The 9,021-nt window shown below is 69.2% G+C and carries 7 protein-coding genes; 5 read left to right on the top strand and 2 right to left on the bottom strand.

The window, feature by feature from the left end:
* On the top strand, positions 1-1,602 hold a 1,602-nt coding region (locus I55_RS16060; protein ID WP_044561594.1), incomplete at its 5' end, for a potassium/proton antiporter.
* Between the two features lie 208 nt (positions 1,603-1,810).
* Here I55_RS16060 and pip read toward each other — a convergent pair.
* Complete coding sequence (pip, locus tag I55_RS16055; RefSeq protein WP_044561590.1) at positions 1,811-2,758, bottom strand: prolyl aminopeptidase; 948 nt, start codon at positions 2,756-2,758, stop codon at positions 1,811-1,813.
* A gap of 121 nt (positions 2,759-2,879) precedes the next feature.
* On the opposite strand from pip, the gene I55_RS16050 reads away from it, so the two are divergent.
* Entirely contained in the window at positions 2,880-3,287 is a 408-nt protein-coding gene (locus I55_RS16050) for a group III truncated hemoglobin (protein WP_044561589.1), read from the top strand.
* A gap of 159 nt (positions 3,288-3,446) precedes the next feature.
* Here I55_RS16050 and I55_RS16045 read toward each other — a convergent pair whose 3' ends face one another.
* The gene (locus tag I55_RS16045; RefSeq protein ID WP_159107216.1) at positions 3,447-4,394 is read right to left on the bottom strand and encodes a thermonuclease family protein; all 948 of its coding nucleotides are present in this window, start codon (positions 4,392-4,394) and stop codon (positions 3,447-3,449) included.
* A gap of 648 nt (positions 4,395-5,042) precedes the next feature.
* Between I55_RS16045 and I55_RS16040 the strand changes: the two genes are divergently transcribed.
* The 3 genes from I55_RS16040 to I55_RS16030 all read left to right on the top strand — a co-directional run bounded on the left by I55_RS16040 (position 5,043) and on the right by I55_RS16030 (position 8,748).
* On the top strand, positions 5,043-6,962 hold the full coding sequence (locus I55_RS16040) for an adenylate/guanylate cyclase domain-containing protein (protein ID WP_049974192.1): 1,920 nt from the start codon (positions 5,043-5,045) through the stop codon (positions 6,960-6,962).
* A gap of 132 nt (positions 6,963-7,094) precedes the next feature.
* Positions 7,095-7,691: an RNA polymerase sigma factor gene (locus I55_RS16035; protein ID WP_064742508.1), complete on the top strand. Its 597-nt coding sequence runs from the start codon at positions 7,095-7,097 to the stop codon at positions 7,689-7,691.
* Positions 7,692-7,722: 31 nt separating this feature from the next.
* Positions 7,723-8,748: a FecR family protein gene (locus I55_RS16030; protein WP_159107215.1), complete on the top strand. Its 1,026-nt coding sequence runs from the start codon at positions 7,723-7,725 to the stop codon at positions 8,746-8,748.
* Positions 8,749-9,021: the final 273 nt, after the last annotated feature.

The following is a 9,021-nucleotide window of genomic DNA, read 5'->3' as shown; positions in this document are numbered from 1 at the left end:
CACGATTATCGCCTAGCCTCGCTTGTGGGGTCCATCGCCATCGCCGTCATCCTGTTCGACGGCGGCCTGCGCACGCCCAAGGCGGTGTTCAAGGTGGCGCGCTGGCCCGCCTTGGTCCTGTCAACCGCCGGTGTGCTGGTCACGTCCGGCGTCACCTGCTTGGTGGCGCGCTGGCTGTTGGGCGTGGGGTGGGCCCAGGGCTTCCTGATCGGGTCCATCGTCGCCTCCACCGACGCCGCCGCCGTCTTCCTGCTGTTGCACCAGCGCGGCTTGCGCCTGCGCCCCCGTGTCTCCGCCCTGCTGGAGGTGGAGTCGGGCCTGAACGACCCCATGGCGGTGTTCCTGACCCTGCTGTCGATCCACGCGGTGCAGGGGGCGGGCTTCGGCTGGGCGCAACTGGGTCAGTTCGCGCTGGAGATGGGCGGCGGCGGCATCATCGGCGTCGGTGGTGGCTACGCCCTGGCCGCCATCATCAACCGGCTGGAACTGTCGGCCGGCCTCTACCCCATCATGGCGCTGGCGGGCACGCTGTTCATCTTCGGCGCCACCCAGACCATCGGCGCCTCCGGCTTCCTGGCGGTCTATCTGGCGGGCTTTATCGTCGGCAACCGGCGACTGAAGGCGCGGCAGATCATCGAGCGTTTCCACGACGGCCTCGCCTGGCTCAGCCAAATCTCGCTGTTCCTCATGCTGGGCGTGCTGGTTTCGCCCGACACGCTGGTGCGGGTGGCGCTGCCGGCCATGGTCGTCGCCGTGGCGCTGATGGTGGTGGCGCGACCCCTGGCCGTTACGCTCTGCCTGTCCTTCTTCGGCTTCGCCTGGAACGAGCGGCTGTTCATCTCCTGGGTGGGCCTGCGCGGTGCCGTGCCCATCTTCCTGGGCCTGCTGCCCGTGCTGGCCGGCCTGCCGGGCGCGGAGACCTATTTCGGCATCGCCTTCGCCGTTGTGCTGCTGTCCCTGCTGGCCCAGGGCTGGACCATCGGACCGGCTGCACGCCTGCTGGACGTGGAGATCCCGGCCGACCCCGAACCGCCCAGCCGCGCCGACATCGACCTGCCGGTGGACGGGCCGCAGCAGCTGGCCATGTTGACGGTCGCGCCGGAAAGCGAGGCGGCGGTGCGCGGCCTGGGCCGGCTGGTGGTGCCGGAGTCGGTGCGCGTGCTGGCCATGATCCGCGAGGGCCATCCGGTGGCGCCGGAGGAGGTGCGGGTGCTCTACCCCGGCGACGCCGTGCTGGTGTTGGGCGAACCGGCGGCCCTGACGGCCATGGAGCGCCTGTTCGGCCGCCGCGATCATGGCCGCCGCGCCGCCGGCCTGGGTGATTTCCAGGTCAAGGGCGACACGCCGCTGACCACCGTGGCCGGCCTCTACGGCTTCGAGGCGCCTGACGTTGATGGCGACGTCGCGATCGGTGACCATTTGGCCCGCCGCCTAGGCCGGCGCGCCTCCGTCGGCGTGCGCCTGAAGGTGGGTGAGGTGGCGCTCATCGTGGCATCCATGGATGAGGCGCGGGTGACCGAGGTCGGCATCGACCTGACGCCTAACGAACGCCCCTGGACCCGCCTGCGCCAGGGTCTGAAGGGACTGCGGAAGAGCGCCTGATCAAAGACGCTTCCCCAACTTTTCTAGGCGCCCCGACCGGGGCCGCCGGAGCGAGTACCGAAGGGCGCAGCGAGGATGGCCGCGCGGCCGGATGGCCGCGCCGGCGCCTGACTTGTTTCCTAGGACGCGACCGCGTCCGCCGGAGCGAGCACCGAAGGGCGCAGCGAGGATAGCCAAGGGGCGGATGCCCCGCCGGCGCTTGAGGAAATCACAGAGTCTTGAACCGTTCCGTCGCCTGCACCAAGGCGGAGCGGATGCCCGGCTCCATGGCGCTGTGGCCGGCGTCCGGCACGACGATGTAGTCGGCCTCCGGCCAGGCGCGGTGCAGCTCATCCGCCGTGCGGATGGGGCAAACCACGTCATAGCGGCCTTGGACGATGATGGCCGGGATGTGCCGGATACGGTCCACATTGTCCAGCAACGCCGCTTCCGGCGTCAGCTTGTTGTTGCGGAAGTAGTGCGCCTCCATCCGTGCCAGGCCCAGGGCGTGGTTGTCCTCGCCGGAGGCGGAGACCAGTTCCGGGCTGGGCAGCAGGGTGGAGCAGGCGCCCTCGTACACGCTCCACACCCGGGCGGCGGCCATGCGGGTTTGCGGGTCGGCGGAAGTCAGGCGGCGGTAATAGGCCTCCAGCAGGTCGCCACGCTCATTCACCGGGATGTGGGCCACGAAGGTGGACCAGGCCTCGGGGAAGAAGGTGCGCATGTCATAGAGGAACCAGTCGATCTCCTGCTGACGCATCAGGAAGATACCGCGCAGCACCAGGCCCTTCACCCGTTCCGGATGGGCCTGGGCGTAAGCCAGCGCCAGGGTGGACCCCCAGGAACCGCCGAACACCAGCCAGCGGTCTATCTCCAGCATCGACCGCAGTTGTTCCAGGTCCGAAATGAGTTCGGGAATGCTATTTTCCCGGATCTCGCCCAGGGGCGCGGAGCGGCCGGCGCCGCGCTGGTCCAGGATGACGATGCGGTAATGCCTGGGGTCGAAGAAGCGGCGATGGGTGGGCGAGGCGCCGGCGCCGGGCCCGCCATGCAGGAATACGACTGGCGCCCCATTGGGATTGCCGGCTTCCTCCCAATAGATGCTATGCAGGCCGCTGACGGCCAGCGTGCCGGTCCGATAGGGTTCAAGGGGGGGGAAGAGATCGCCGCGCGCCATGGGGTCCGTACACCAGTTTGCCCGATAGGGGTTAAAGTGTAGGCCAAGGTCGGCCCCCAGCGCAAACCCAACCGGACCTCGGTCAAGCCCCCTAACCTGTTTCGCGGGAGCATTTACGGCGATGTCACAACCGTTTGCCGCTTTCACCGAGGAGACGTTGGCCGTGCTGGTCGGTGTCTTCTACGACCGCGTGCGCCAGGACGATTTGCTGGGCCCCATCTTTAACGGCGTGGTTGGCACCGAGGAGGCGGCGTGGGACCGGCATCGCGCCCGCATCGTGGATTTCTGGTCTTCGGTCCTGCTCTCCACCGGCCGGTACGAGGGGCGGCCCATGGTGGTGCACGCCGGCCTGCCCATGATCGGCCCCGACCATTTCCGCCGCTGGCTGGCCCTGTTCCAGGATACGGCGCAAGGGCTGTTCACGGCCGAGGCCGCCGCCCGCCTGGCGGAGACCAGCACCCGCATTGGCCGCAGCCTGCAGATGGGCCTGGCGGTGGCGCGGGGCGAGGACGCGGGAAAGTACTTGTGAACGCCCTTAAGCGCCGGGCGGTCCCATCCGTGGCCTAAGCAGGTTCCTCCAGATCGGGCCACACATGGCCCGGCCCGGAGAAACCTGCCGACTCTATGGTTCAGCAGATTTCCGAGCCCGCCCATGTGCGGGCGGAGTTCGGAAAGTCTGCTTAGGCTGTCAAGGGTCCGCCTCCGCCGGTGCCGCCTCGCCATCCTCTTTCCCGCCGGCCTTTTTCCCGCCCCCCGTGCCACGCGCCAGGCGGCGGTGGGGCCAGCGGCCGTCGGTGGTGACGATCTGGTCGGGGTGGGTGACGCGGATCATGGGGCCGTTGTGTTCCTCCACCCAGCCGCGCACCTCCACGGCGCGATCGCGCAGGTCCAGCGGATCCAGGTGGCGGGCGCGGAAGGCGGCCAGGTCGCGGCGATCGATCTCCACCGTGAAGTCGGTGCGCCGGTCGGCGCCGAAGTTCAGGTAGACACGGTCGCGAGCGTCGGCGGCGTCCAGCACGCGGCCGGTGACGACGGCGTAGCGGCCCTGGGCGCGGAAGGCCGTCTCAGGTTCGCGCACGGTGTAGAAGCCATTGGCCCACAGGCCCAGCTCATGGTCGCGGGCATAGGTTTCCGCCCGGCGCAGGGCCGCCAGGCCCTTGGGCGCATCGGGATGGGGTGCCAGTTCCACCCAGCCCTGGCGCAGCAGCGTGTCCTGCACCCACAAGGGCCGGCGGCCGTCGCGCACCACCAGGTGGGCCAGCGTGCGGCCATAGCGGTCATGATCGGCCCCGCCCAGCATCAGGCTGACGGTGCGGTTCAGCACCAGCGACTCCAGCGCCGCGCGCGAATCCTCCGCCAACGGCCAAGCCAAGCGGCCGCGCCCCGCGTCGTCATCCCGGCCGCCCCGTGGCAGGCGGGGTGCCAGGATGCCGGCCAGGCGGACCACCCGGCCATCGCGCAGGGTCACGGTGTCGCCGCTCAGCACCCCGATGACCACGCCGGTGCCGGCGGGCGTGAGGCCGTGGAAGGCCTTGGGGTGATGCTCGCGGCGGGTTTTATGGGCCCGGGCATGGGCCGGCGGGGCCGAGACCAGCAAGGCCAGCAGCAGCGGCAGGGCGATTCGCCAGGCGTGCATCGTGAAGGGTTCCGGCAACCGGGGCGGGACGACGATACGGCAGGCGGTGGCCGAAAGGAAGGCGGGACAAAGAAAAGGCGGCGCGGACCACATGGGGATCCGCGCCGCTGAAAGTTTACGCGTTCTGCCAGAACCGATTGATGGCACGGCCGCGTATGCCGGTGATGGGCGTCTGGCGTTTCCGCCAACCCGGGTCGGTCCGACCCTACAGGGCCAAGGACGCGATGCCGGAAATGAGAGAGAGGCGAAATTCCTTCGGTTCCATGGTCTGCGGTTCCCTTGATGGGTGTTGCTCTGCGAGACGGTCAAACCTATGCAATGACCGGGCCATTGGATCGGCCAAGGCATGCCTTGGCCAATTCCTAAGCTGAACCTCATGTTTGTGTAGGGGGCTTTGCCTCTACCCGCAGCTGCAATTTTCTCCCCCCTTGCGTTATGTAATGCATAAAGCAACTATTGCTCCAAAAGATGGGGTGTATCGCATTTTGCAATATGTTCTCTTGGAATTCGGCCCATACGCCCGGCAGGGGGCCTTGCCCCCTTGCCGCAGTTGCCGCCGGGCCTCGCGGCGGCTACCGTGCGGCCATGAGTGAAACGACACAGGCCCTGGAAAGGCCGTCGGGGGGATGTCCCATCCGACGGTCCGCCGTGCGAGTCTCCATCGCCACCGCGCTGCTGCTGGGTTTCGGCACGCTGGTCCTGGTGGCGGTGGCCAGCGTTCTGATCCTGGGCTTCAGCACCTCCACCCGCAACACCGCGGCCCTGCTGACCGACAAGGTCATCCTGGCCATGGATGGGATGACCGTGCGCGTGCGCGCGCAGTTGGACCCGGCGCAGTACCAGGCGGAATTCCTGGTGGCGTCCATCCGGCGGGGGGAGATCGACACCGCCGACACGGCCCGCCTGGGCCAGAACCTGCGCTCCGCCCTGGCGGCGTCGCCCCAGATCACGGCGGTCGGCTTCCTGTCGGCCGACAGCAAGTGGACGGTGGCACGCCGCACCGGGCCGACGGATGCGGAGGTGACGACCATGCCACCGCCGCCCAACAGCGACCTGCTGATGCAGGAGATGAAGGCGGCACCCGTCGCCCGCTGGGTGGACCCCGTCTGGTCGGAGGAACAGGGCACCAGCTTCCTGACCGTGCGGGCACCGGTGCGGTCGCCGGACGGCCGCTTCCTGGGCGCCGTGCTGGTGGGCGTCAGCTTCGCCGACCTGTCAGGCTTCCTGGGGGAACTTGACAGCAGCCAGGGCGTCACCGCCTTCATCCTGTTCGACGCCCAGCACGTGCTGGCCCATCCGGCCCTGATCGGCCGCACCTTCGACCTGGGCGGCCGCACGCCGCCCCTGCCCACCCTGTCCGACCTGGGCGATCCGGTCGCGGCCGGCATCTGGCAGCGCCAACCCCCTGGCCGGGGAAGCGGTAGCGACGCCCTGGGCGGCAAGCTGCGTGACCTGGACTTCCGCCAGGCCAGCGTGGGTGACGTCGATTATGTCTATCTGCTCCGCGACCTCGGCGGTTACGGCGCCCAGAACTGGACCCTGGTCATGGCCCTGCCCCAGCGCGAGGTGGACCAGGAGATCCGCCGCGTGCGCTGGTTCGGCTTGGGCGGCGTCGCCATCCTGCTGGTGTCGGTGGCTCTCAGCCTCATCCTGGGCAAGACCATCAGCCGGCAGATCCGGGGCCTGTCGAACGCGGCCTCCTCGCTGCGCGATCTGGACTTCCATGCCGTGCCCTACCTGCCCGACAGCCGCCTGCGCGAACTGTCGGACGCCGCCGCCGCCTTCAACACCATGCTGACCGGCTTGCGCTGGTTCGAATCCTATGTGCCCAAGGCCCTGGTGCTGCGCCTTATCCGCCGGGGCGATCATGCCGGCTCCATCCTGTCGGAGGAGCGCGACGTCACCGTCATGTTCACCGACATCAAGGGCTTCAGCACCCTGGCCCAGAACATGACACCGGCGCAGACCGCTTCGCTGCTGAATGAGCACTTCACCCTGTTGTCCGCCTGCATCGAGGCGGAGGGCGGGACGGTGGACAAGTTCATCGGCGACGCCGTCATGGCCTTCTGGGGGGCGCCGGATGAGCAGGCGGACCACGCCGGCCGCGCCTTGCGCGCAGCCGCCGCCATTGATCATTGCATCCGGCAAAGCCATGACGAGGCGGTGGCCCAGGGCCGGCCCGCCATCCGCCTGCGCGTCGGCATCCATTCCGGCCCGGTGGTCGTGGGCAACATCGGCACCAGCAGCCGCATCAACTACACCATCGTCGGCGACACGGTGAACGCCGCCGCCCGGTTGGAGGCGCTGGGCGCCGATCTGGCCGACCCGGCCGCCGCCTGCATCGTGCTGGCCAGCGCCGACACGGTGGATGCCGCCGGCGACTGTGGCGTGCCCATGACCGACGTGGGCGAATTCAGCCTGCGCGGCCGCAGCGGCCAGGTGCGGGTGTGGCAGTTGGCCGACGGTGTGCACGGCCCCCGCGACCCCGTTGGCCCCCCCGGCGAGACCATCGGCGAGCCCGGCATCGAGGCCACCTGCCCGGAACTGCCGGCCCCGACGCCTGTATAAAACTTTTTTGGCGTGTAAAATTTTTATGACGCATGGGGGAAAGTCCCCCGCCGCCGCATCCACCCCCTAGTATCCCGGCGCCGCCCCACCCTGAGGCGGCCGTTGAGGGACATTCAGTGGACGGCGGCTTCCGTGCAGGAACGACACGACGCGATCTCCCGGCCGCAGGACGGCCCGCCCCCCGGCCCCTTCAGCGATGCCCCTTTTGGCGACGATAGGGCGCGGTGGCTGGCGGCGCATGTGCTGCCTCATGAGCATGGCCTGCGGGCCTGGCTGCGCTCCAAATCCTTCCTCGGCTTCGACGCCGACGACGTGGTGCAGGAAACCTACGCCATCCTGGCGGCCAAGGCCTGTGTCGCCGGGATCGAGAATCCCCGCGCCTACGCCTTCCAGACCGCTTACTCGGTGGTTCTGCGCCAGATGCGCCAGTCGCGCGTCGTGCCCATCGCCGCCGTGGCCGACCTGTCCGCCTTGGAGGCGGTGGTGGATGCCCCCTCGCCGGAGGAGGTGACGTCCGCCCGGCAGGAACTGCGCCTCATCCAGGACGCCATCGCCGACCTGCCGCGCCAGACCCGCCGCGCCTTCGTCATGCGCCGGGTGGAAGGGCTGCCCCAGCAAGAGATCGCGCGGCGCATGCGCCTGTCGGAGAACACGGTGGAAAAGCATATCGCCCGGGGCCTGAAGCTGCTGGTGCAGCGCTTCGGCCGGGGTGGGGCCGGCCCCCAATGAAGGACGGCCCCGAGAGAAGGATTCGATGAGCGTGAGCGCAAGACAGACCGCCGCGGCGGTCGACATGGCAGCCGCCGCCTGGGCGGCCCGGATGGATGCGCGCGCCCTGACCGCCGACCAACGGGAACAGCTTGACGCCTGGCTGGTGGCCGACCCTCGCCACCTGGGGGCGCTGGCCCGGGCCCGCGCCCTGCTGCTGAGCCAGCGGGACGCGGCGACCCCGACAGCCGACGACCCGCCGCCGGAGCGGGCGCCCCTGTACAGCCGGCGGCGGTTGCTGGCGGCGGCGGCCGGCGTGGCCGGCCTGGCGGTGCTGGGCGCCGGCATGCGCCAGCCCGCCGCCCGGCAGGCCTACAGCTCCGCCTTGGGTGAGGTGCGGCATATCCCGCTGGAGGATGGGTCCACCCTGACGCTCAACACCGATTCGGCCGTCACGGTCGCCTATAGCGCCGGCCGGCGCCTGCTGTATCTGGAGCGGGGGGAGGCGTTCTTCGACGTGGCCGCCGGGCCCGACCGCCCCTTCGTCATCCGCAGCCCGCTGGCCCAACTGGCCACCGGTGGTGGCGCCTGCTGCGCCCGCCTGGGCGGCGACGGTGCCATGACGGTGGCGGTGCTGTCTGGCAAGGTGGCTGTGGAGGGCGCGCCCTCCGCTCTGGCGGAGACGCTGGACCGCGTCACCGGCCGTGATTGGACCCTGCGGACGGGCACGCACGACGCCGTGCTGGTGACGGGCGGGCAGGAAGTCAGCGTCCGGCCCGGTGGGGCCGGGCATGGCACCCTGGTCAGTTTCGAACCGGTGGCGCCCGGCGCGCTGGACCGGGCGCTGATGTGGCGGCAGGGGCGCTTGGCCTTCGCCGATGAGACGCTGGCCCAGGCGGCGGCGCAGTTCGCCCGCTATACCCACCGGCGTATCGTGCTGGCCAGCGATGGCTTGGCCCGGCGCCGCATCTCCGGCCTGTTCGACGCCACGGACATGGCCGGCTTCGCCCGCGCCGTGGCCGTTGGCTTCAGCGCCAAATATCGTGAGGACGGAGATAGTATAATTCTCTCCGATTGAGTCGGGCCCAAACAATTCTCGTCCTGTAGGCGAGGGTTGTTAAACTTAAATGACGCGGTGGCGGAAAGATAATCCGGCCGATCTCTCCCCAGTATGAACACGCGAACGAGCGCGATGGGCCGGCAATGACAGGCCAAGTCGCCAGAAATCGTTGGGGAAGATCGTAATGATTAAGAAATATGGCAGTTTTTTTGCTCTGTGCACGACGGCGTTGATGGGGTGGGCGGTTCCGGCCTGGGCGCAAAGCGCGCATTTCGACTTGGCGGCCCAGCC

The organism is Azospirillum sp. B4, from assembly GCF_000333275.1.
Taxonomy (GTDB): Bacteria; Pseudomonadota; Alphaproteobacteria; order Azospirillales; family Azospirillaceae; genus Nitrospirillum.
Note: the sequence above shows the minus strand (reverse complement) of the source record. Positions and strands in the feature narration are given on the sequence as shown.

Excerpts from the sequence above, each read along its gene's own strand:
- pip (WP_044561590.1), bottom strand. The coding sequence starts at position 2,758 with ATGGCGCGCGGCGATCTCTTCCCCCCCCTTGAACCCTATCGGACCGGC.
- I55_RS16050 (WP_044561589.1), top strand. The coding sequence starts at position 2,880 with ATGTCACAACCGTTTGCCGCTTTCACCGAGGAGACGTTGGCCGTGCTG.
- I55_RS16045 (WP_159107216.1), bottom strand. The coding sequence starts at position 4,394 with ATGCACGCCTGGCGAATCGCCCTGCCGCTGCTGCTGGCCTTGCTGGTC.